At 67.2% G+C, this 21,352-nt stretch carries 21 protein-coding genes; 13 read left to right on the forward strand and 8 right to left on the reverse strand.

Going from position 1 to position 21,352, the window contains the following annotated elements; genetic code table 11:
* The first annotated feature begins 11 nt into the window (after positions 1 to 11).
* Together C3E79_RS04600 and C3E79_RS04605 are read left to right on the forward strand one after the other, a co-directional pair.
* On the forward strand, positions 12 to 1,229 hold the full coding sequence (locus tag C3E79_RS04600) for an alpha/beta hydrolase (protein ID WP_108403856.1): 1,218 nt from the start codon (positions 12 to 14) through the stop codon (positions 1,227 to 1,229).
* Complete coding sequence (locus C3E79_RS04605; protein ID WP_108403857.1) at positions 1,226 to 3,652, forward strand: bifunctional lysylphosphatidylglycerol flippase/synthetase MprF; 2,427 nt, start codon at positions 1,226 to 1,228, stop codon at positions 3,650 to 3,652. Before C3E79_RS04600 ends, C3E79_RS04605 begins: the two co-directional genes overlap by 4 nt.
* Here the strand turns inward: C3E79_RS04605 and C3E79_RS04610 are convergent.
* Positions 3,579 to 4,379, reverse strand: a complete 801-nt coding sequence (locus C3E79_RS04610; protein WP_108403858.1) for a spermidine synthase — start codon at positions 4,377 to 4,379, stop codon at positions 3,579 to 3,581. The genes C3E79_RS04605 and C3E79_RS04610 overlap by 74 nt on opposite strands.
* A gap of 25 nt (positions 4,380 to 4,404) precedes the next feature.
* On the opposite strand from C3E79_RS04610, the gene mnmA reads away from it, so the two are divergent.
* Both mnmA and C3E79_RS04620 read left to right on the forward strand, forming a co-directional pair.
* Positions 4,405 to 5,484 carry a tRNA 2-thiouridine(34) synthase MnmA gene (gene mnmA, locus C3E79_RS04615; protein ID WP_108403859.1) on the forward strand — a complete coding sequence of 360 codons (1,080 nt, stop codon included), beginning with the start codon at positions 4,405 to 4,407 and terminating at the stop codon, positions 5,482 to 5,484.
* Between the two features lie 260 nt (positions 5,485 to 5,744).
* On the forward strand, positions 5,745 to 6,590 hold the full coding sequence (locus C3E79_RS04620) for a uroporphyrinogen decarboxylase/cobalamine-independent methonine synthase family protein (RefSeq protein ID WP_108403860.1): 846 nt from the start codon (positions 5,745 to 5,747) through the stop codon (positions 6,588 to 6,590).
* Between the two features lie 3 nt (positions 6,591 to 6,593).
* Here the strand turns inward: C3E79_RS04620 and C3E79_RS04625 are convergent, their stop codons facing one another.
* Positions 6,594 to 7,265, reverse strand: coding sequence for a 3'-5' exonuclease (locus C3E79_RS04625; RefSeq protein WP_108403861.1), 672 nt, complete (start codon positions 7,263 to 7,265; stop codon positions 6,594 to 6,596).
* On the opposite strand from C3E79_RS04625, the gene ligA reads away from it, so the two are divergent.
* Positions 7,264 to 9,306 carry an NAD-dependent DNA ligase LigA gene (ligA, locus tag C3E79_RS04630; protein WP_412778874.1) on the forward strand — a complete coding sequence of 681 codons (2,043 nt, stop codon included), beginning with the start codon at positions 7,264 to 7,266 and terminating at the stop codon, positions 9,304 to 9,306. The two genes, C3E79_RS04625 and ligA, sit on opposite strands and share 2 nt — an antisense overlap.
* Here the strand turns inward: ligA and C3E79_RS11315 are convergent.
* The 3 genes from C3E79_RS11315 to C3E79_RS04640 are packed head-to-tail and all read right to left on the reverse strand — an operon-like array spanning position 9,254 to position 11,050.
* Positions 9,254 to 9,547 carry a hypothetical protein gene (locus C3E79_RS11315; RefSeq protein WP_146183417.1) on the reverse strand — a complete coding sequence of 98 codons (294 nt, stop codon included), beginning with the start codon at positions 9,545 to 9,547 and terminating at the stop codon, positions 9,254 to 9,256. The genes ligA and C3E79_RS11315 overlap by 53 nt on opposite strands.
* 1 nt (position 9,548) lies before the next feature.
* Positions 9,549 to 10,559 carry a serine hydrolase domain-containing protein gene (locus tag C3E79_RS04635; RefSeq protein ID WP_108403862.1) on the reverse strand — a complete coding sequence of 337 codons (1,011 nt, stop codon included), beginning with the start codon at positions 10,557 to 10,559 and terminating at the stop codon, positions 9,549 to 9,551.
* Positions 10,559 to 11,050, reverse strand: a complete 492-nt coding sequence (locus C3E79_RS04640; protein WP_108403863.1) for an ArsR/SmtB family transcription factor — start codon at positions 11,048 to 11,050, stop codon at positions 10,559 to 10,561. The genes C3E79_RS04635 and C3E79_RS04640 overlap by 1 nt, the downstream gene beginning before the upstream one ends.
* Positions 11,051 to 11,103: 53 nt before the next feature.
* Between C3E79_RS04640 and C3E79_RS04645 the strand changes: the two genes are divergently transcribed.
* Positions 11,104 to 11,544 (forward strand): TetR/AcrR family transcriptional regulator, encoded by a 441-nt coding sequence (locus C3E79_RS04645; protein WP_158268509.1) that lies wholly within the window; start codon positions 11,104 to 11,106, stop codon positions 11,542 to 11,544.
* Between the two features lie 10 nt (positions 11,545 to 11,554).
* Here the strand turns inward: C3E79_RS04645 and C3E79_RS04650 are convergent, their stop codons facing one another.
* Both C3E79_RS04650 and C3E79_RS04655 read right to left on the reverse strand, forming a co-directional pair.
* The gene (locus tag C3E79_RS04650; RefSeq protein ID WP_108403864.1) at positions 11,555 to 11,785 is read right to left on the reverse strand and encodes a hypothetical protein; all 231 of its coding nucleotides are present in this window, start codon (positions 11,783 to 11,785) and stop codon (positions 11,555 to 11,557) included.
* Positions 11,786 to 11,807: 22 nt separating this feature from the next.
* Positions 11,808 to 12,470 (reverse strand): ACT domain-containing protein, encoded by a 663-nt coding sequence (locus C3E79_RS04655; RefSeq protein ID WP_108403865.1) that lies wholly within the window; start codon positions 12,468 to 12,470, stop codon positions 11,808 to 11,810.
* Between the two features lie 117 nt (positions 12,471 to 12,587).
* On the opposite strand from C3E79_RS04655, the gene gatC reads away from it, so the two are divergent.
* The 7 genes from gatC (at position 12,588) to gatB (ending at position 19,929) form a co-directional block, all read left to right on the forward strand.
* A complete protein-coding gene (gatC, locus tag C3E79_RS04660; RefSeq protein ID WP_108403866.1) occupies positions 12,588 to 12,887 on the forward strand; it encodes an Asp-tRNA(Asn)/Glu-tRNA(Gln) amidotransferase subunit GatC in 300 nt (99 codons plus the stop codon).
* An 18-nt stretch (positions 12,888 to 12,905) separates the two neighbouring features.
* Positions 12,906 to 14,390, forward strand: coding sequence for an Asp-tRNA(Asn)/Glu-tRNA(Gln) amidotransferase subunit GatA (gene gatA, locus C3E79_RS04665; protein WP_108405060.1), 1,485 nt, complete (start codon positions 12,906 to 12,908; stop codon positions 14,388 to 14,390).
* Positions 14,362 to 15,690 carry an MFS transporter gene (locus tag C3E79_RS04670; RefSeq protein ID WP_235840704.1) on the forward strand — a complete coding sequence of 443 codons (1,329 nt, stop codon included), beginning with the start codon at positions 14,362 to 14,364 and terminating at the stop codon, positions 15,688 to 15,690. Before gatA ends, C3E79_RS04670 begins: the two co-directional genes overlap by 29 nt.
* A 10-nt stretch (positions 15,691 to 15,700) precedes the next feature.
* Positions 15,701 to 16,732: an ATP-dependent 6-phosphofructokinase gene (locus tag C3E79_RS04675; protein WP_108403868.1), complete on the forward strand. Its 1,032-nt coding sequence runs from the start codon at positions 15,701 to 15,703 to the stop codon at positions 16,730 to 16,732.
* A 29-nt stretch (positions 16,733 to 16,761) separates the two neighbouring features.
* Positions 16,762 to 17,703 carry a bile acid:sodium symporter family protein gene (locus C3E79_RS04680; RefSeq protein WP_108403869.1) on the forward strand — a complete coding sequence of 314 codons (942 nt, stop codon included), beginning with the start codon at positions 16,762 to 16,764 and terminating at the stop codon, positions 17,701 to 17,703.
* Positions 17,696 to 18,268, forward strand: coding sequence for a GNAT family N-acetyltransferase (locus C3E79_RS04685; RefSeq protein WP_108403870.1), 573 nt, complete (start codon positions 17,696 to 17,698; stop codon positions 18,266 to 18,268). The genes C3E79_RS04680 and C3E79_RS04685 overlap by 8 nt, the downstream gene beginning before the upstream one ends.
* Before the next feature lie 161 nt (positions 18,269 to 18,429).
* The gene (gene gatB / locus C3E79_RS04690) at positions 18,430 to 19,929 is read left to right on the forward strand and encodes an Asp-tRNA(Asn)/Glu-tRNA(Gln) amidotransferase subunit GatB (protein WP_108403871.1); all 1,500 of its coding nucleotides are present in this window, start codon (positions 18,430 to 18,432) and stop codon (positions 19,927 to 19,929) included.
* Here gatB and C3E79_RS04695 read toward each other — a convergent pair.
* Positions 19,926 to 21,338 carry a YkvI family membrane protein gene (locus C3E79_RS04695; protein WP_108403872.1) on the reverse strand — a complete coding sequence of 471 codons (1,413 nt, stop codon included), beginning with the start codon at positions 21,336 to 21,338 and terminating at the stop codon, positions 19,926 to 19,928. The two genes, gatB and C3E79_RS04695, sit on opposite strands and share 4 nt — an antisense overlap.
* Between the last annotated feature and the right edge of the window lie 14 nt (positions 21,339 to 21,352).

Below are 21,352 nucleotides of genomic sequence, written 5' to 3' on the forward strand. Positions count from 1 at the left end.
GTTACAAAAGCGTGGAAGGACTGAGAAACTTCTCGCTCGTCTCCGGCGACGCGAGCATTGCTATCTACGCCATCGCGGTTGTGACCTTGCTCGCCGCGCTCGTCCCGCCCAACCGCCGCACAGCCTGGGCGGGCGGGGCGAGCCTTGTGGTGGCCGCGGTGGTGATCTTCGGGCTCGAAGTGTGGCCGAAGCCCTTCCCGGACTCCGTGCCGTGGATGATCTACGCCTCGGGCGCCGCCGCGGTCTTCATCGTGTTCTCCGCGATTGCCCAAAAAGGCCGACGCCTCGTGCTCGGGCTCGTCGCCGTCGTGGCGGTGGCCAACGCCTACCTCGTCTCCAACCTCGTCTACCAGCAGTACCCGACGGCGGGCTCGTTCTATCCGGTGCCGGTCGCCTCGAGCGTGAGCGTCGAGAAGTTCACGACACTGCGCCGCGCACCGTTGAACGACGGCCGCGAGGTCGCCGCCCTGGTCACGGTGCCGGCGGGCCCGATGCGCGACGCCGTGGCCTACGTCCCTCCCGCCTACTGGCGCAACCACGACCTCCCCGTCGTCGTGCTCATGGCCGGCAGCCCCGGCAGCCCGATGGACTGGTTTACCAAGGGCGACGCCGCCGAGGCGCTCGACGAGTACCAGGCCGCCCACAACGGAATCGCCCCGGTGGTCATCAGCGTCGACGCTACGGGTTCGGAGACAGGCAATCCGGCCTGCTCCGATGGTCCCGAATACCAGGTGTTGACCTACCTCAGCGAGGACATCCCGCAGCTCATCCGGGATACCTTCCACGTCAACGAGGACCAGTCCACCTGGACGGTCGGGGGATTGAGCTACGGAGGCACGTGCGCACTGCAGGTTGTCACCAACCACCCGGAGGCCTACGGCACGTTCCTGGACTTCTCCGGCGAGGCGGAGCCGAACGTGGGCAGCCACGACAAGACGGTGCAGCAGATCTTTGGCGGCAGCGAGGAAGATTTCCACAACGCTAACGCCGCGACGCTCCTCGCCAAGGCGCAGGGCACGCCGACCTACCGGGGCATTGCCGGGCGCTTCATCGCAGGGGAAGATGACCACATGTCCACAGCAGCCCTGCCTCACCTCAACGACCTCGCCCGCGCGGCGGGCATGGATACTACCTACGACACGGTGCCCGGGGCGCACAGCTACGGCGTGTGGCGCGTCGCGTGGCGCGATAGCCTCGATTTCGTTGCGCGGCGGGGAGGGATCGGATGAGTGCCTTAAAGAAGGCCGCGTTGAGGTTCCCCGCGAGCGTGGTGGCGCTCGCGGGGATGTGGGTGCTCTATGCGCTCTTTGGCCGCGGCGCCTACCACATTCTTGGGTACCACATCCTCGGCGAAGAAAACATCGCATCCTTCCTGACGTCTGGTCTGACCAGTTGGCACCCGGCCGGGATGGTCTACGCCACCTTCGCGCTGGTGTGTTTCGCGGTGCCGGCCGAAATCTTGCTGGGCACCCGGCGCTTTATCGTCGCTGCGCTGGCCTCCCACGCCCTCGCGGTGCCCATCGGTGCCGTCCTCGCCGCGGCGGTTGAGCGGGCGGGATTCAACGAGTGGGGTGCAAACCTCGCAGCCGGTGCTTACCTGTCGCCGGTGGCGTGGATCTTTGGCCCGCTCGCGTTTGCCACATCCACGATGGGCGTGTTGTGGCGCCGCCGCCTGCGCCTCATCATGGTCGTGCTCACAGGCACGTTGGTTCTCTACAGCGGCTCGCTTGTCGACGTCATCGCGCTCAGCGCCGTCGTACTCGGGTGGGCCGGTGGGAGCTTGGTCCACCGGGAAAGCATCCAACGAGTGCGTGTCTCCCTGCGCGAGGCCCGCGTGCTTATCGCAACCCTTTTCGCCGTGGTGAGCGCGGGCCCCGTTCTCGCTGCGCTCAACCCCCAGGCAAGTGGCCCGTTCGCACAGGTGAGCCAGCTCATGTGGGAGCCCGCGGTGGCGGCCAACGAGATCCAGGCGCGCTGCGTCGATGTCGAGTCCACCGCGTGCCGCGAGGCGCTGCTCATCAACCAACAAGACGGGCTGGGTCCCTTCCTACTCAACATGGCCCCGCTGGCACTGGCACTCGTCATCGCCTTCGGCCTCGTGCGCGGGCGGAGGGTGGCCTGGGTGCTCGCTATCCTCAGCGCGGCAGGCTCGCTGGTCATCATCTTCGCCCAGGTGGGCGGCCCGACGGCGGACGTGCTCAGGGCTGTCAACGTCGTTCTCGTCATCTTGCCGTGGCTGATCGTGCTCGCCGTTCTGGCGGCAACCAGGGCGTTTTTCCGGGTCGCTTCGAGCCTGCGCCCCGCCATCGTGGGCACGGCAGGCGCGCTGGTGGTGTGCACGATCGTGTGGGTCGCAGGTGCGCTGGCCAACCCCGGCTTCCTCTGGCCGCCGAGCCTCGGAGAGGCGCTGCTGGAGGCCCCGGCCCGCTTCCTGCCGCCCGCCGCTGCGGTGCTGCTGCCTACGCACGTCATCCCGCAGCGCTTCCTCGCGTGGGTGCTCTACGAGTGGGTCGGCATCGCCTTTTGGGCCGCGGCTCTCTTCTTCCTGCACCGGGCGCTCACCTCGGCGCCCTCCCCGGCGGCGGAGACGGAGCGGCAGCGGGCGCAGGAGATCCTCACCCGCGGCACAGGGGATCACCTCGCCTGGATGGGGCTGTGGGGCGGCAACCGCTACTTCTTCGCCGGCGGGGGAGAAGGCTACGTGGCGTTTCGGGTGGTGCGCAACGTCGCGGTGACGGTCGGTGGGCCCGTGTACACGGAGGCTTCTACGCGTGACGACGTCGCAGATGCCTTCGAGGCGTACTGCGCGGAGCAGGGCTGGAGAGTGGCGTGGTACTCGGTGGCGGAGGACTTCTCCCGCACCGGGTTCCGCCGCGTCCACGTGGCCGAGGAGTCCCTGCTCTACACCGACAACATCGAGTTTAAGGGCAAGAAGTTCCAAAACATCCGCACTGCCCGCAATCGCGCGGGTAAGGAGGGCGTGCGCGCGGTGTGGACGACCTGGGCGGAGCTCGACGTGGAGATGCGGGAGAAGGTCTTCGCGCTTTCTGAACAGTGGGTGGCAGACAAGGCGCTACCGGAGATGGGCTTTACCTTGGGCGGTGTCGACGAGCTGGCGGTCGAGGGGACGAAGCTCCTGCTCGCCGTCGGCGACGACGGCCGCCTCCACGGGGTGACCAGCTGGTTGCCGGTCTACGAGGGCGGGCAGTGTGTCGGCTACACCCTCGATTTCATGCGCCGCGACACGGCGGGCTTCCGCCCCACGGTGGAGTTCCTGCTCGCCGAGGCCGCCGCGATCGCCGCCGCGGAGGGCAAAGAGTGGGTCTCGCTCTCGGGGGCACCGCTGGCGCGCACGAGCGAGCCGGACTCGCTGCTCGAGGTGCTGCTGGATCGCACCGGGGCGCGTATCGAACCGCTCTACGGGTTCCGCTCGCTGGCGGCGTCGAAGTATAAGTTCCACCCCACGCACTCGGGCTGGTACCTCGCCTACGATGACGAGCTCGCGCTCGGCGCGATCGCGCTCGCGGTGGTGAGCTGCTACCTGCCCACCATGCGTCCGTCCGATTACGCCGGGGTGGTTAGGGAGTTTCTAGCGCGGCGGGATCGTGACGAGCCCGAGTTGCCAGGGCCCGCGCCCACTCCTCGCCCTTGAACTGGGCGGGCACCGCGCCAGCGAGCAGCGCGCGGGTGAGGCGCGGGGAGGCCTCGAGCGCGGTGTTCGCGCCGATGAGCACGATGTTGCCGTAGCGCCGACCCTTGAGCATCGGCGGGTCCGCGATCGCCGCGACGTGCGGCCACACCTCGCACATCCCCGCGAGCTCTTCCTTGGCTTCTTTCAGGTCGGCGTGCGAGCCGCAGTTGGCGATGTAGACGCCGAGCTCGCTTAACGACGCCCGCGCCGCCGCAAAGAACTCCACCGTGGTCAGGTTGTAGGGAGTCTTTGCCTCGGCGAAGACGTCGCGAATGATGACGTCGCGCGTGCCAGGTGCAAATCCCTCGGTCTCGGTGCGGGCGTCGCCCACGCGGATTTTCACCGCGGGGGCGCGGGGGACGTCGAAAAGCTTGCGCGCCAACACTGCGAGTTCGCCGTCGATTTCCACCACCGTGTTGCGGCTGCCCGGCCACGCGTGGGCGAAGTAGCGGGGGAGAGAGCATGCGCCGCCGCCGAGGTGAGTCAGCCGCGGCTTCTCCCAGCGCTTCTGGTTGTCAAGGAAGTCAGCGATCCAGCGCATGTACTCGAAATCGAGGCGCTCCGGCTCGCCCGGCACGATGGAGGAGCTGGGCACGCCGTTAATCAGCAGGGTGAGCGATCCGTCGTGTTCGGCGATCACCTCGGCGATGCCGTAGTCGATCTCGAACGTCTGGCTTTTTGGGGGCATGGGAGGTCAGGGTACACTCCCGGGCATGCGGGTCTTGGCGGCGATGAGTGGCGGAGTGGATAGTTCAGTGGCGGCGGCACGCCTCGTCGAGGCCGGGCATGACGTCGTCGGCGTCCACCTCGCGCTCTCCCGCGACCCCCAGGCCACCCGTGAGTCCGCCCGCGGCTGCTGCTCGCTGGAGGATTCCGCCGACGCGCGCCGGGTCTGCGACAAGCTCGGCATCCCCTTCTACGTCTGGGACTTCTCTGACCGCTTCAAAGAGGAGGTCATTGACAACTTTGTGTGGTCCTACGAGCACGGCGAGACCCCGAACCCGTGCCTGCGCTGCAACGAGAAGATCAAGTTCGCGGCCCTCCTCGACCGCGCGCTGGCGCTCGGTTTCGACGCGCTTGCCACCGGCCACTACGCCATCCTCGACGCCGAGGGCAACCTGCGTCGCAGCGCTGACCCCCTCAAAGACCAGTCCTACGTGCTCGGCGTGCTCACCCGCGCCGAGCTCGACCACTGCATCTTCCCGGTCGGCGACACGGAAAAGCCCAAGATTCGCGAAGAGGCCAAGAGGCACGGCTTTTCGACGGCCACAAAGCCCGACTCCTACGACATCTGCTTCATCCCGGACGGCAACACCCAGGCGTTCCTGGGAAAGTCGATAGGCATGCGCCCCGGCATGATCGTGGATAGTGACGGCACGGAGCTTAAAAGACACGACGGAGCCTTCCAGTACACGATCGGCCAGCGCCGCGGGCTCAACCTTGGCGTCCCCGCCGCTGACGGACAGCCTCGCTACGTCACCGACATCGACGCCGCAACCGGCGTGGTCACCGTCGGCCCGCGCTCGGCGTTGACCGTGCGCGAGATCCGCGCCGACCGGCTCAAGGTTTTGCACCCGGCGATGACCGGCACCTTCGAGGCCAACGTGCAGATCCGGGCGCACGGCGGGGTGGTGCCCTGCGTGGCCACAGTGTCGGGCGATGAGGTGGCGCTGTCGTTGCGCGAGCCGCTGGAGGGCGTGGCCCGCGGACAGGCAGCCGTGCTCTACCTGCCTGATCCGGATGGGCTTGGCGATGTCGTCCTCGGCTCCGGCACCATCTGCGCGACGGCGTAGGGCCCTCGGCTCCCGCCAACCGCGGGTGTTCAAACACGAGCATTGGGACGTTTCGGGGCGATTTCAGCCGAGTACTCGTCTGTGGATACACGGTTGTTCGTAGGGGGAGCACCCCGAGGCGCCCCCACGACTTCTACCTCAACTCGGACGCCTCAACTGGCGGTTGCTCACCCTCAACCCGCGGCATGTTCGGGGTATCCGGGTTGAGGCGGAGAAGCGCCATAGAATCGGACGCATCCCCTCGACACGAAGGAGCAATCGTGACTGCATTCGGCCTCGGAGAGATGCCCGGCACCGATCTGGCCAAGGCCGCCGAGATCGTGCTGGGGGAGAGCCCCACCCCGCACCTGCCGCAGCTGCCCGAGCGGGGATTAGGCTCGGACCTCATCGGGCGCACCGCTGCGCTGCTGGACATCCCCATCGACCGCGGCCCGCGCGGGTGGCGAGTGGCCACGCGGCACCGCGGCGCCAGGGATCAGATGGCGCGCGACTTAGACCGCCTCGAGGAGCTCTGGGCGGGGAAGGTTGAGGAGATAAAGGTCCAGCTCGTCGGCCCGTGGACGCTGGCGGCGCGGATCGAGATGGCAAACGGCCACCGCATCATCACCGACCCGGGCGCGCTGCGCGATGTCACCGATGCGTTGATGGATGCGGTCCGGGCGCACAGAGAAGACGTCGAGAAGCGATGCGCCGCGCGCACGATCTTGCAGCTCGACGAGCCTGCGCTGCCCGAGATCATGGCTGGCGAGCTCAAGGGCGCGACGGACTACGAGGAGATCCGCGCCGTACCCGAGCCCGAGGAGCGGCTTTCGCTTTTCGACGCCCACCTGCTCCACACCGAAGCACTAGTAAACGCGCCGTGGCTCACCGTGGACATCGCCGCGCTCGACGGGGCGGGCAAGGACAGGGTGGCGGCGCTCATAGAGGCAGGCACCCGGCTGGCGATCGCGCCGCAGCAGCCGAAGCAGGTGTGGGCCTTCCTCGACGAGCTGCAGATCGACCCGGCCGTCGTGGGGCTCGACGTGTGGGCGCGCCCGGCGGCGACGCTGAGAGAGGCGGCGGAGAACTACCGGGAGGCGCGCGGCATGTGGGAGGGGCTGGGCTAGGGCTTAGCCCGCCATCGGCCAGCCCAGGTTCACGTTGGAGGCGTCGCGGCCGCGGGACTCGAAGTAGGTCTTGAGCTCGGACTGCATCTTGTAGTACTCCACGGCCTGGTACTCCATGAGTTCGCCGACGTCCATCTGGGCCAGCTCCGGCCACATGCGCACCTGCTTCCACGCGATGCGGGCGGCGGCCATGGCATCGGAGGTGGCCTCGTGGGCGTTGCCAAGCTTGACGCCGTAGAACTCGCACAGGGCTCCCAAGGTGCGCTTGCCCTTGCGGTAGCGGTCCTTTACCTTGTCGATGACGAAGGGGTCGTAGACGGGGCCGGTGACGGTGAAATCCCCGGTCAGGTGCCGCAGCACGGTGAGATCGAAAGAGGCGTTGAACACAATGAGGGTCAGCCCGTCCTCCCAGCCGCGCTTGATGGTGGAGACGGTCTCTGCAAGCACCTCGTCGTGGGGGAGTCCCTCCGAGCGGGCCTTCTCGGTGGTGATCCCGTGCACGGCGGCGGCCTCGGCCGGGATCTCGACGCCGGGGTCGGCCAGTGTTTCCGAGGGGGTGACGGAGGAGCCGTCGATAAGCACTGTTGCGGAGGTGACGATGCGTGCCACGGCGGGGTCGGCCGAGGTGGTCTCCAGGTCGAAGGAGAGCATGCGTGAGGCGTCAAACGTTGGCATGGACCTCACTCTAGACTGGCTTTCCGTGAGCGACATTTCCGCAGACCTGCAGCGCCAATGGGACGACCTCGCCAGCGAGGTGCGCCACCACCGCGACCTGTACTACAACGGCCAGCCGGTGATCTCCGACGCCGAGTTTGACGCGTTGTACAAGCAGCTCGAGGCCTTCGAGGAGGCCCACCCGGAGCTCGCGGTGCCTGATTCGCCGACGAAGGAGGTCGGCGCCCCGGTGGCCAGCGGTTTCAACGACGTCGAGCACTTGGAGCGCATGGCCAGCCTGGATAACGTGTTTTCCGCCGAGGAGCTCACCGAGTGGCTGGCGAAGACGCCGGGGCCCTACCTCACGGAGCTCAAGATCGACGGGCTCTCCATCGACCTGGTCTACGAGGGCGGCGAGCTGGTGCGAGCCGCGACGCGCGGGGACGGCCGCGTCGGTGAGGACATCACCGCCAACGCGCGGGTCATCGAGGACATCCCGCACCGGCTGACCGGGGATTTCCCGCCGCTTCTCGAGGTGCGCGGCGAGGTGTTCATCCGGCCCGAGGACTTCCCGGAGCTCAACGAGCAGCGCATCAAAGAGGGCGGGAAGCCCTTCGCCAACCCGCGCAACACCGCCGCCGGGGGCCTGCGGCAGAAGAACCCTGAGGACGTGAAGAAACGCAGGCTGCACATGATCTGCCACGGCATCGGCGCGCGTGAGGGCTTCTCGCCCGCGACCCAGCACGAGGCCTACGAGAAGCTCGCGGAGTGGGGGCTACCGGTCTCCGAATACACGCGCCTGGCCGGGACGCCCGAGGAGGTCCACGAGGCCGTGCGCTACTGGGCGGATCACCGCCACGACGCGATCCACGAGATGGACGGTCTGGTGGTCAAGGTCGACAGCGTGGCCGCCCAGCGTGGTCTCGGGATGACCTCGCGCGCCCCGCGCTGGGCGATCGCGTACAAGTACCCGCCCGAGGAGGTGACCACGAAGCTTCTCGGCATCGAGGTCTCCGTGGGCCGCACCGGGCGGGCCACCCCGTTTGCCGTGCTCGAGCCGGTGTTCGTCTCCGGCTCCACGGTGTCGATGGCGACGCTGCACAACCAGCACGAGGTCAAGCGCAAGGGCGTGCTCATCGGCGATACCGTGGTGGTGCGCAAGGCCGGCGAGATCATCCCGGAAGTCCTCGGCCCGGTGGCTGACCTGCGCGACGGCACCGAGCGCGAGTTCGTCTACCCGACGAACTGCCCGGCCTGCGGCACGGTGTTGGCGCCGGCGAAGGAGGGCGATGCCGACTGGCGCTGCCCGAACACGCGCTCGTGCCCGGCGCAGCTCGCCGAGCGCCTGACCTACCTCGCCGGGCGCGGCGCCTTCGACATCGAGGCGCTCGGCGAGAAGGGCGCGGCCGACCTGCTCGCGTCCGGCGTTTTGGACGATGAGGGCGGCCTGTTCGACCTCACCGAGGACGACCTGGAGAAATCCAGCGTGTACACGACGAAGGCCGGCAAGGTCAACGCCTCGGGCAAGAAGCTGTTGGCCAACCTCGCCACCGCGCGCGAGAAGGAACTGTGGCGCGTGCTCGTCGCGCTGTCCATCCGCCACGTCGGGCCGACCGCGGCCCGCGCGCTCGCCGCCCGCTACAAGTCCATGGAGGCGCTTATCGACGCCCCCGTGGCCGACCTCGCAGACACCGACGGAGTCGGCACGATTATCGCCGAGAGCTTCAAGGACTGGTTCGAGGTCGATTGGCACCGCGGGATCGTCGAGAAATGGGCCGCGGCGGGGGTACGCATGGAAGACTCGACCGAAGATGCCCCGCCGCAGACCCTCGAGGGGCTCACCGTGGTGGTGACCGGCACGCTGGAGGGGTTCACCCGCGACGAGGCGAAGGAGGCGATCCTCGCGCGCGGCGGCAAGGCGGCCGGGTCTGTGTCGAAAAAGACGAGCTACGTCGTGGTGGGGGAAAACGCCGGCTCCAAGGCGGACAAGGCGCGCGAGCTGGGCGTTCCTATTCTTGACGAGGCGCAGTTTCGGCAGCTGCTGGAGACGGGGCAGAACTAAGAATCCTGGTCACGGTGTAGCCCGCTACCGCCGCCGCGGCAACCGCGAGGGCGAGCCAGATCCACACCAGGCCGAAACTATTCCACGCCACGTTCGAGTTCAGCCCGACGAGGACTAACACGGCGACGGTGATGGTGACGTCGGCAAGCCGGCCCCATCCCGGGTTGGGGGTGCGCCGCGTTTTCAGTGCGCTGAGGATGAGCAGGACTGCGGGGAAAGAGATGACGGCGATCGTGATCATGCTAGCTAGCGCTCCTCGTGTGTGACCTCAACAGTTCGAGCCCGAGGCTGTCGACCCAGGCGGCCGTATCGTTAGCGACGAAAGCAGCCTCGCCTGGCGCGTCCGGTGACCAGACGAGCATCGTCCGAAAGCCCCCGGTCGCGCCGTTGTGGTAGGGGTAATCCGTCCCGTCCGCCGGCGCTTCCGCCCACCCGTATTCCGGGCGTCCGTGGCGCGCGACCCATTCGACGTAGCGGGCCATATCCGCCGCAGTCGAGCGGATCGCGCCCGCGGGGGCGTAGCCGTCCATCACCCATGGCTCGGCTCTGTGCCCGGTGCTGCCGAGCCCGCGCGTCAAGCCCTCAGGGTGATCAGGCAGGTGCGTGTGTTCCATCCCCGCTGGGGCGAAAATCTTCCGCTCTAGCAGCTCGGAGTAGGGCATCCCGGCGCTTTTCGCCAGCAGTTGACCGAGCAGGGCGTGACCGTAGTTGGAGTAGTGCTCCTCGCCGCGCCCGTTGAGTTCGGCCGTGCGCGCGATGTCGAAGATATCCTCGGGCGTTACGTCTGCGTAGGGGTTGCTCAGCGTAAACGTTGCGCTCATGAGGTTGGAAAAAGAAACCCCCGGCAATCGTGAAAGGCCCGAGGTGTGGTTGACCAGCTCTTCCATGGTGACGTTTTCGATGGGAGCGCCGGGGACGTCGATAATCTCGCCCACCGTCGTATCCAGGCCGATCGTGCCCTCCTCGATCTGCTGGCGCAGCAGCTCCGCGTTGAAGGTCTTCGTGATCGACCCGATCTCGAACTCGGTGTTTTCGTCCGCGCCGAGGCCGCCATAGCGGACCTCGCCGTCGGTGTAGACGAAGGCCGCGAGGTTGTGGTGGCCCCGCTCTGCGTGCTCTTGGAGCACGGCAGTGATCTCCGGGTCGCCGGTGGGATCGTTGCTCAGGAAGATCGGGCGGGGGCCGATGAGGACGAGCCCCGCGAGAGTGATTGCCGCCACGAGGGCTCCGGCGATAATCGGCGTACGCAGCATTAGTGTGCCTCGCTTGCGGTGATGATGGTCATGAGGGGGACGATGCGCCCCGGGGGGATCGTGTACCCGCCGTCGCGCTTTGCCACCCAGCCCGCGGCGTGGAGAGCATTCATGTGGTGGTAGGCGGTGCCCGCGGAGGAAACGATGCCTTCGGCGACGAGCTCGGGCACGGAAGCCGGGGAGGCGAGCAGGCGGCGCAGGATCTCGCCGCGCAGTGGGTGGGCGAGGGCGGAGAGGCGCTCGATCTCGTTCTCCCAGGGGCTGTCGGTGACCCAATGGGTTGGTCTGGCCCATTCATATTCGTAGTGGCCAAGTCCTGTATCGACCACGCCGCCGAAGGTGACGGCGCCGTCTGCAAGGTCGTCGTTACGCTTGATCGCCTCGGTGAGTACGAATGCAGGGGGTTGTTGGCCTGTGGGATGGGTGTGGGCTTCGAGGCGGGCAACCCGACGTTCGAGATCGGCGATGCGTGCTGTCTCAGTGCGTGTCACAAATTCTAAAATACCATAATCGTAGAATTTTGTTGGCGGGGTACCACAACCCTATGGCTGGCGTTGCGGGAAAGGGAGGTCCCAGGGGCGACATTTCTGCGGAGAAGCTGTTCGCTGCAGCGGAGAAACTTATCGCGCGCCATGGGCCCGGCGCGTTAACGCAGCGGCGCATCGCACAGCAGGCCGGTGTGAGCCCCAACGCGCTCTACACCTACGTCGCGGACCTGGAGGAGATTCGGATTGAGCTCGGCGACCGGTTCTCGGGCGCGATCGATACCGAGCTTTTACTCATCGGCGACCCATCTGCGGCGTTGATCCAGTTTCTGCGGCACGTGCAAAAACTGTTCACCGACAGCCCGGAGCATGCGCAGCTGCTTGCACAGCAGCGCATTGCGGGCCCAACGCTTTACACATCAACGAGGACCTGCTGGCGTTTTTCCATGACAGGGTCGGTCACACAGCCTCAGCCGCGGCCGGTATCACCGCGTTGCTGACCGAATGGGTCTACGGCCATGCGATGATCTCCGCCGACGAGGTCACACCCGGGTTCGCTCGGGCGCTGAGACGCCAGGAGATGGCGACGTATCCGCCGACCGCCGCGATGTTGGCCGGGGAGAGCAGCGAGACTGCAACCGCGAGAAGCGCCGGGAGCCACCGGGCGACGATGACGTACCAGTTGGCGATGGCGATACTCGCCGCGACAAAGATCACACACACGGCGGAAATGGCCACCATGAACGGCCGCGGAGGTGGCAATCTAGCGCAGCATCGCGCCGATAATCTGGCCGAGGTCGCCGATCTGCGCGACCTCCGAGGCGAGGAAGTCCGGCCCGCCGACGCGGCCAACCACGAGCACGAGGTCCGTGCCCTTAAGCGGGGTAATCGCCAACGTAGTCTCCAACAGCCACCACGATTCCGGTGCCCAGGTGTCGTCCTCCGGGTGGAGGATGCGTGCCGTGGTGACATCAACGAGCTGCGGCGTCGTTCCGTCGTCGCCCGGGGCGGCCTGGGACGCGGCTACGCGCACGAGCCCGTCGGGGGTTTCACGCAACACGACGGCCCACGAGGAGGTCATCGCCTGTGGCATCACCGAGACGAGCTCGGCGGCGGCGGTGACGTCGTGGGTGACCTCCGCGATGCGCGCGAGCATCTGGATCTGCCCGCGCCTATCGACGGTGCCGGTGAACGGGCGGATCGAATCGACCTCGACGCCGCGAACGGACGCGGCGGCGGTAATAAGGGCGTCGACAAGCGTGCCCGTGGGAAGCTCGACGACGATGTCATCCGTGACCACGCCCTCGCGGTCCATCTGGACAATGTCCACCGAGCGGATGTCGGCGTCGACCAGCCCGAAGGCCTCCGCGAGCTCGCCGAGGCTGCCCGGGGTATCCGGCAAGTGGACGCGGATGAGGTAAGACATAGGACAAGTTATATCACCGCCGCTTACACACGCCGCCCACCGGAGCGTCCGCGCTGTGACGTATGATGAGGGGCGTTTATCACACATCATCCGCATTGTTGAAGGGTGGGAACTACCATGTCCGAGATCTCCCGCGACGAGGTAGCGCGCATCGCGCGCCTCGCACGCATCGCCTTGAGTGAGGAGGAGCTCGACGAGATCGCGCCGCAGCTCGATAGCATCGTCGATGCGGTATCAATGGTCCAAAAGGTCGACACCAATGGCGTGAGCCCGATGAGCCACCCGCTCTCCATCGACGCAGGAATGCGCGCCGATGTCGAGGCAAAGACGCTCACCCAGGCCCAGGCGCTCGACCAGGCGCCGGCCGTGGAGGATCACCGCTTTGTCGTCCCGCAGATTCTCGGGGGAGAGGAGTAGAGCATCATGACCAACACCATGACTAACTACGTCATTCCTGCCGAAGGGCTTATCTCCCTCCCCGCCCACGAGCTGGCGGCCAAGATCCAAGCCGGCGAGGTCACCTCCCGCGAGGTCACCCAGGCGTTCCTCGACCGCATTGCCGAGACCGACGGCGAGCTCGGCGCGTTCCTCCACGTCAGCGCCTCCTCCGCGCTCGCCGCCGCCGACGCCGTCGACGCACAGGTCGCCGCCGGCGATCAGCCCGCCTCCGCGCTCGCGGGCGTCCCGCTCGCGCTCAAGGACCTGCTGGTGACCACGGACGCTCCGACGACGGCGGCGTCGAAAATGCTCGAGGGCTACTTAAGCCCCTACGACGCCACCGTGGTGGCCAAACTGCGCGCCGCCGGGATCCCGATTATCGGCAAGACCAACCTCGACGAGTTCGCGATGGGCTCCTCCGGCGAGAACTCCGCCTACAAGCCGACGCGCAACCCGCACGACCTCACCCGCGTGCCCGGCGGCTCCGGCTCCGGCACCGCGGCCGCGCTCGCCGCGGGCCAGGCCCCGCTCGGCATCGGTACCGATACCGGCGGATCCATCCGCCAGCCCGCCTCCTTGACCGGCACCGTCGGCGCGAAGCCGACCTACGGCGGGGTATCCCGCTACGGCGTGATCGCCAACGCGTCCTCGCTGGACCAGGTGGGCCCCTGCGCCAACAACGTGCTCGACACCGCGCTGCTGCACGAGATCATCGCCGGGCACGACCCCTTCGACGCTACCTCGGTCGAGCGCGAGGTCCCGCCCGTGGTTGCCGCGGCGAGGGAGGGCGCCAGCGGGGATCTGCGCGGAGTGAAGATCGGCCGGGTCAAGCAGTTCTCCCGCCCCGGCACCCAAGACGGCGTCAACGAGGTCGTTGAGGCCGCGTTCGCGCAGCTGGAGTCCCAGGGAGCCGAGATCATCGAGGCCGACTGCCCAAACTTCGACCACGTGATGGGCGCCTACTACCTCATCCAAACCTCCGAGGTCTCCTCCAACCTGGCGCGCTTCGACGGCATGCGCTACGGGCAGCGGCGCGGCGACGACGGCACCCGCTCCGCCGAGGAGGTCATGGCGCTCACCCGCGGCGAGGGCTTCGGTGAAGAGGTCAAGCGCCGCATCATCCTGGGCACCTACGCGCTCTCCGTCGGCTACTACGACGCCTACTACCTCCAGGCGCAGCGCATCCGCACCCTTGTTGCGGCCGACTTCGCCCGCGCCTTTGAAGGCGTTGACATCATCGCCGGCCCGGCGGTGCCCACCACGGCCTTCCCGCTCGGGGAGAAGGTGGAAGACCCGCTCGCGATGTACAACTTCGACCTGTTTACCCTGCCCCTCAACCTCGCCGGCCTGCCGGGCATGTCGGTTCCGGCGGGGCTCGCCCCGGATACGAACCTGCCCGTTGGGCTGCAGCTCATCGCCCCGGCGTTTTGCGACGACAGGATCTACCGCGTCGGTGCGGCCTTTGAAGCCGGGCGCCGCTAACGCCCGGATCCTCGCGGCGCTCGCCGCGGGGTACTTCCTGATCATGATCGATCAGGGCCTCATGCCGGTGCTCGCCCCGCACCTGCCCTACCCTGCCCGCGAGGCCGTCTGGCTCACCAGCGCCTACCTCATCTGCGCGGTCGTGCCCATGCCGCTGGCTGGCAGGCTCGGCGACAGGTTCGGGCAGCGCCGGGTGTTTGTCGTCGGCATGGCACTCTACGCGGCCGGCCTCGCGGCGGCCGCCGCCTCGCTCTCGCTCGGCTGGCTCGTCGCCGCCCGCGCGGTGCAAGGCATCGGTTCCGCGGTGTTCATGCCGCAGGCGTTCGGGCTGATCAGCAGGGTCTTTCCCGCGAGCGGGCGGGGCCCGGCCTTTGCCGCGTGGGGGGTGGTCGGCTCGGTCGGCTCGCTGCTCGGGCCAGTCCTCGGAGGGGTTGTCGTCGAGTCGGGGTGGCGCGTCGCCTTCGCCGTGCAGGCCGGGTTCGCGGCGTGCGTCGCCGCGGCGGCGCTCGTGTGGCTGCCGCGGCTTCCCACCTCGCCCGCGCGTATCGACGCCTCCTCCACCGCACTGTCCTTCATCGGGCTCGGGTCCCTCGTGTACGGAATCCAGTTCCTTGAACCGGCGGCCGTGGGCGTCGGAGCCGTGGTACTCGCGGTGTTTTGTGCTCTCCAATTCAGGCGCCGCGGCGATGCGTTCGTGCCGGTGCGCCTATTTGCGGACGGTAACTTCGCCGCCGGCGTCTTAGGTGTCGCCGCGATGGGTTTTGCAGTGGCTTCGATGTTTATTCCGGTGATGTATTGGCTGCAGGGGGCGGCGGGGGTGGCGTCGTCACGCGCGGGCCTCGTGGCGGTGCCGATGTCGCTCGTGGCCATGGTGCTCACGCCGCTTGCGGGCAGGCTGAGCGAGCGCATGGACCCGCGCGTGCTCACGGCTGCCGGGTTCGGGTTCATGCTCGCCGGGCTGGGCGCGGCGTGGTGGGTCATGGCCGTAGGAGCCAAGGCGGGGTGGCTCGCGGGAGCGACCGCGCTGCTCGGCGTGGGCAGCGCGCTGTTTTGGGCGCCAAACGCGGCCACGACCATGCGCCGGATTCCGGCTGAGGCGGCGAGCGCCGCCAGCGGGGTTTATAACACGGTGCGCCAGCTCGGCTCCGTCACAGGCGTTGCGCTCGTGGGCCTCGTGCTTGCCTCCGGTCCCGTCGAGAGCTCCGCGCCCGCGGCGGTGGTGGTCGTTGCCGCGTCGATGATCTTCGGGCTTTTCACCGTGTTGCTGCTGCGCAGGGACGTGGGGGCGAAAAACGGCTAGGGTTGAAGCCATGAAACTTGCCACACTCACCTCCGGCGGAGATTGCCCGGGGCTCAACGCTGTGATCCGCGGAATCGTGCGCACCGCCAGCTCCCAGTACGGCTCCACGGTGGTGGGCTACGAGGACGGCTGGGTCGGGCTCATCGAGGACCGCCGGGTCGACCTTTACGACGACGCGTTCATCGACTCCATCCTCCTGCGCGGCGGCACCATCTTGGGCACCGGCCGCCTCCACCCGGACAAGTTTAAGGCCGGGCTAGAGACAATCAAGCGCAATCTTGATGACGCCGGGGTCGACGCCCTCATCCCCATCGGCGGGGAGGGCACGCTCAAGGGTGCGAAGTGGCTCTCGGACAACGGCGTCCCCGTCGTCGGTGTGCCCAAGACCATTGACAACGACGTCGCCGCGACCGACTACACCTTTGGCTTCGACACCGCTGTCTCGGTGGCCACCGACGCGATCGATCGCCTCCACACCACGGCGGAGTCGCACAACCGCATCCTCATCGTCGAGGTGATGGGCCGCCACGTCGGCTGGATCGCGCTGCACGCCGGCATGGCCGGAGGGGCGCACTACACCGTGATCCCGGAGCAACCATTCGACATCGCCGAGATGTGCAAGGCGATGGAGCGCCGCTTCCAGATGGGGGAGAAATACGGCATCATCGTCGTCGCCGAAGGGGCTGTGCCCAAGGAGGGCACCATGGACGCCGGGCTAGGGGAGGAAGACGAGTTCGGCCACAAGACATTCAACGGCATGGGCCAGATTATTGGCGACGAAATTAAAAAGCGCCTCGGCTACGACGTGCGCACCACCGTCCTCGGCCACATCCAGCGCGGCGGCACGCCCACCGCCTACGACCGCGTGCTGGCCACCCGCTACGGGGTCAACGCCGCGCGCGCCGCCCACGAGGGGAACTTCGATACCTGCGTGGCGCTCCACGGCGAACACATCGAGCTCGTCCCTCTCGCCGATGCCGTCGCGCACCTCAAGCAGGTCCCGGAGGGGCGCTACCGCACCGCGCGGACCATGTTCGGCTAGTTCATCTGGCGGGACTAAGATTCCGCCTTATGGAAGCATCTCAGGAAGACCGCTCAGCATACCTCGCCGCCCTTGGCTTTCCCCTTCTCGTCATCGCCGGAGGTGCTCTCGGCTACCTCGCCCCAGCCGCCGTCGAGCCCATCTCGGGGTGGACCACCTGGCTGCTCGGCATCGTCATGTTCGGGATGGGGCTGACCCTACGCCCGGCCGATTTCGCGCTCGTGGCCCGGCGCCCCCTGCCGGTGCTCATTGGCGTGGTGGCGCAGTTCGTCATCATGTCGGCGCTCGCGGTCGTCGTCACGCTGCTGTTACGCCTGCCGCCGGAAGTCGCGGCAGGGGTCATCCTCGTCGGCTGCGCGCCGGGTGGGACCTCCTCAAACGTCGTGAGCTACCTCGCGCGTGGCGACGTCGCACTCTCCGTCACCATGACATCCATCTCCACCTTGCTCGCGCCGCTTGTGATCCCGGTGCTCACCCTTTGGCTCGCCGGCGAATACATGCCGGTCAGCGCCTCGTCGATGGCGCTGTCCATCCTGCGCATGGTTTTCCTCCCCGTCGTCGCCGGGTTGCTACTCCGTCTCGTCGTGCCGAAGGCCATCGAGGCCGTGCTGCCCGCACTGCCGTGGGTCTCCGTCGTGGCGATCTCGCTGATCGTCGCCATCGTCGTCTTCGGCTCCCGCGACAAGATCGTGCAGGCGGGGCTCATCGTGCTGGCCGCTGTTGTGATCCACAACGCCCTCGGTTACGCGCTGGGCTACGCTACGGGTCGACTGTCCCGCCAGCCCGAGCCCGTCGCACGCACCATGGCCATCGAGGTGGGCATGCAGAACTCCGGGCTCGCCGCCACGCTGGCCGGGGCCTACCTCAGCCCGCTCGCCGCGCTGCCCGGGGCGGTTTTCTCGGTATGGCACAACCTCTCCGGAGCCCTGCTCGTCCTCATCGCGCGGCGCGTAGACTACTCCCATGACTGAGCACGCGGTGGTGATGGAAAACGCGCTGGTCCGGCTCGAGCCCCTGGGCGGTGCGCACGCCGAGGACCTGCGCGCCGCCGTCGGGGACCTGGGGAAGACGTGGTACGTCGACCACGTTCCCGCGCCTGAAGGGGTCGCCGCCCAGATCGAGTTCTTGCTCGGCAGCGACAACTACGTTCCGTGGGCAGTCATCGACCGCGCGGCCGGGCGCGCCGTAGGCCTGACCTGCATGTACAACATCGACGACCACAACCGGCACTGCGAGTTGGGCTACACCTGGCTGAGTACGAAGGCACAGGGAAGCGGTATCAACGCGGCGCTCAAGCTCCTCGTGCTCACCCGCGCCTTCGAGGAGCTCGGCTTCATCCGCGCGGAGTTTCGCTGCCACGCCATGAACTGGCAGTCGCGCCGGGCCTTAGAGAAGCTCGGCGCCACCTACGAGGGCACCTTGCGTCGCCAGCGCATCATGAACAACGGCACTGTGCGCGACTCCTGCATCTACTCCATCCTGGATTACGAGTGGCCGACCGTGAAGTGCGGTCTGGAGGCGCGGGTCGGGAGGTAGTCACTCTCTTGCGGGTGTTCTAGACGGGAAGGGGGGTTGGGGGGGTGTTTTGGGGTGTTGGGTGGTGTTCCGGTCTAGGTTGTCGTCGGTTGAGTGAGAGAGGAACGCCCGCATAGTATGCGAAGGCCGAACACGCGCGCCCGAGAACTACACTGTAGGCCATGACTGCCTATGACCTGATGGATTTTGACGACGTCCTGGAGAAATACGACCCGGTGATGGGTCTGGAGGTGCACGTCGAGCTGGCGACGGAGACGAAGATGTTCTCCACCTCGTCCGCGCACTTCGGCGCGGAGCCGAACACCAATATTGACCCGGTCTCCCTCGGCCTGCCGGGCGCGCTGCCCGTCGTCAACGCCAAGGGCGTGGAGTGGGCCATCAAGATCGGCCTGGCGCTGAACTGCACGATCGCGGAGAGCTCCCGGTTCGCGCGGAAGAACTACTTCTATCCGGACCAGCCGAAGAACTACCAGATCTCCCAGTACGACGAGCCGATCGCCTTTGATGGCTACCTCGACGTCGTCCTCGAGGACGGCACCGAGTGGCGCGTGGAAATTGAGCGCGCGCACATGGAGGAAGACACAGGCAAGCTCACGCACCTAGGCTCGGCGTCGGGCCGCATCACGGGGGCCACCGCGTCGCTGGTGGATTGCAACCGCGCGGGCGTGCCGCTCATTGAGATCGTCACCAAGCCGATCATCGGTGCAGGCGAGCGCGCTCCCGAGGTGGCCAAGGCCTACGTCGGCGCGCTGCGCGAGCTGGTCAAGGCGCTCGGGGTGTCCGACGCGCGTATGGACCAGGGCTCGATGCGTTGCGACGCCAACGTCTCGCTGCGTCCCATCGGCCAGGAAAAGTTTGGCACCCGCACCGAGACGAAGAACATCAACTCTCTGAGATCTGTCGAGCAGGCGGTGCGCTTCGAAATGCAGCGCCAGGCCTACGTGCTCGACCACGGCGGCGAAATTGTCCAGGAGACGCGCCACTACCAGGAAAAGGATGGTTCCACCTCGAAGGGGCGGCCGAAGGAGGAGGCCTCCGACTACCGCTACTTCAACGATCCGGACCTGCCACCGGTCATCGCCCGCCCCGAGTGGGTCGAAGAGATCCGGGCGACGCTGCCGGAGCTGCCGTGGGTGCGCCGTGCGCGCATCCAGGAGGAGTGGCAGCTGCCGGAGAAGGAGTTCCGCGACCTTATCAACGCCGGGGCGCTCGACCTCGTCGTCGACACGGTCGAAGCGGGCGCAACCCCGGACGAGGCGCGCGCCTGGTGGGTCTCCTACATTACTGCGAAGGCCAACGAACAGGGCAAGGACCTAGACGCCATCGGAGTCACCCCGCGGGATGTGGCGCGGGTGGTCGATCTGGTCAAGGAGGGCAAGCTCACCACGAAACTGGGCCGACAGGCGATCGATGGCGTCATTGCGGGCGAGGGGAGCGTCGACGAGGTCGTCGCAAAGCGAGGGCTCGAGGTCGTGCGTGACGACGCCGCCATCGAGCGCGCCGTCGACGACGCGCTGGCCGCCAACCCGGACATCGTGGAGAAGTACCGCGCCGGGAACAAGAAGGTGACCGGCGCGATCGTCGGCGCAGTGATGAAGGCGACCCAGGGCAAGGCGGACCCGGGCCAGGTGAACAAGCTCATCGCCCAGAAGCTGAGCTAGCCTTTCTTCTCTGGGCTCTCTGGGCTCTCTGGGCTCTCCGAGCCGTAGATGGAGTCGTAGGCCTCCCAGGCGATCGTGCTCCCGCTGGAGGGGGAGGGGGCGCCGTCGTAGTGCTCGGAGGAGGGGTCGAGGGCGGGGGCATCGGTAAGTTCGAAGTCGCACTCCGAGTCGGCATCGAGGTCGGCGGCAACGCCCTCTTGCACTGTGTGCCACAGCTCGTTGTCGTCGATGTGCGAGGACGTGGCGAGCTTCTCCACCTCGGCGCGCTGCGTGCTCGTAAGGTCGTCCTCCCCGGGGTCGAGGGCTTGTCCGGCAAGCGCCGTGAGGCGCTCGCGGCGCTGCGTCTCCTCCTTGATCTCGTCGCGGTGCGTGGCCCAGGCGTAGACCATCACGACGATGACCGCCATGCCGAGGTAGCCGATGACGGGGTAGACCCAGCTAAGCAGGTCCGCGAAGCCGATGAAGGACAGCGCGAAGCCGATGAGCACGACCGTGAAGTAAATGGGGCGGAAGCGCTGCGGCTTGCTGGCGGAGAGCCGGCGGGCCATGCCGTAGAACATGCCGACGGCGGTGTTGTAGATCATGAGGTAGATGATCAGCGAAATGGCCACGCCGACGGCGGGGTGCATGTTGTCGAAGACCTTGAGCAGCGGCAGGTCGGCACCGAAGACGCCCTCCATGTTGGCGAAAATCACGAACGCCAAGATGACGAGCATGATGGCGAAGACGATCCCGCCGATCAGCCCGCCGAGACCGGCCTTGCCGGGGTTGAGCTCGGAGCCGGCGATGACGAGGATCATGGACACGCCCACGAGGATGCACAGCGCCGCGTAGTTAAGCGCCGAGAGGAACCAGCTATTGCCCACGCCCGCGGCGGAGGAGTTCTGCAGGGAGAGCTCGTTGAGCGCGCCGAAATCCGACGGCATGTTGACGATGGTGACCATGAGCGCGCCGATGACGGCGATGATGAGCAGCGGGGTGATGGCCGAGATGACGCCTGTGAGCTTGTCGACGTCGAGGAAGCCCGAGGCGATGAGCGCGAGCGTCATGATGACGGCGCCGACCCAGGTGGGGAAGCCGAATTGTTGCTCGAGGTTGGATCCGGCTCCCGCGACCATGACGAAGCCGATGGAGAAGAGGGTGAACATCGTGGCGATGTCCATGAACCCGGCGACGATGGGGCGGGAGACGGATGTGAACACGGCGCTGTGGTCGTCCGCAAGGTAGTAAGACCCCTGCTGGAACAAGATCGTTCCGACGACGACGATGGCCAGGCCCGCGACGATGGTGCCGGCGAAGCCCCAATACCCGAAGGAGAGAAAGTACTGGATGGTCTCTTGGCCAGAGGCGAAGCCGGCGCCGACGAGCAGGCCGACGAAGGCGAGGGCGACTTTAATCGAATGGCTCATATTTATGTCCCGTG

The sequence above is a fragment of the Corynebacterium liangguodongii genome (genome assembly GCF_003070865.1).
Classification (GTDB): Bacteria; Actinomycetota; Actinomycetes; order Mycobacteriales; family Mycobacteriaceae; genus Corynebacterium; species Corynebacterium liangguodongii.